Source organism: Eubacterium sp. AF19-12LB (assembly GCF_003479125.1).
Classification (GTDB): domain Bacteria; phylum Bacillota; class Clostridia; order Lachnospirales; family Lachnospiraceae; genus Eubacterium_U; species Eubacterium_U album.
Genome location: NZ_QUGP01000042.1, coordinates 1 through 508, shown reverse-complemented (window position 1 = coordinate 508; position 508 = coordinate 1). Strand labels below are relative to the sequence as shown.

At 45.3% G+C, this 508-nt stretch carries 2 tRNA genes and 1 rRNA gene; all 3 read right to left on the bottom strand.

Features of this window, described 5'->3' with window-relative positions:
* Window positions 1-75: 75 nt before the first annotated feature.
* The 3 genes from DWX29_RS12525 to rrf all read right to left on the bottom strand — a co-directional run bounded on the left by DWX29_RS12525 (window position 76) and on the right by rrf (window position 397).
* A tRNA-Ala gene (locus tag DWX29_RS12525) sits at window positions 76-148 on the bottom strand.
* 44 nt (window positions 149-192) lie between these two features.
* Window positions 193-266 (bottom strand) — tRNA-Ile (locus DWX29_RS12520).
* 13 nt (window positions 267-279) lie between these two features.
* A 5S ribosomal RNA gene (rrf, locus tag DWX29_RS12515) occupies window positions 280-397 on the bottom strand.
* Between the last annotated feature and the right edge of the window lie 111 nt (window positions 398-508).

Here is a 508-nt window from a genome sequence, read left to right as displayed (position 1 = left end):
TATGACATTCTTTTTCTAGATTATTTCAGTATGCAGTTTTCAATGTACAATCTTTTTGAAGTATCTCTACTTCAGTGGAGACGGAGAGATTCGAACTCTTGACCCCCTGCTTGCAAGGCAGGTGCTCTCCCAACTGAGCTACGCCCCCTTAGTAAAGGTTTTTTACTTTTTCAATTGTTTTTTCTTTTAGAATGGGCTTGAATGGACTCGAACCATCGACCTCACGCTTATCAGGCGTGCGCTCTAACCGGCTGAGCTACAAGCCCATTTTTTTCTTTAATCTGGCAGCCACCCGCTCTCCCATGCCGTCTCCAGCATAGTACCATAGGCCGCTAAGGTCTTAACCATCGTGTTCGGGATGGATACGGGTGTTTCCCCTTAGCGCATCGCCACCAGAAGTTTTATTTTCTTTCTTCAAGAACATTCATAATTGAACAGCATCTCTCCCTTACTCTTTTCCTTAGAAAGGAGGTGATCCAGCCGCACCTTCCGATACGGCTACCTTGTT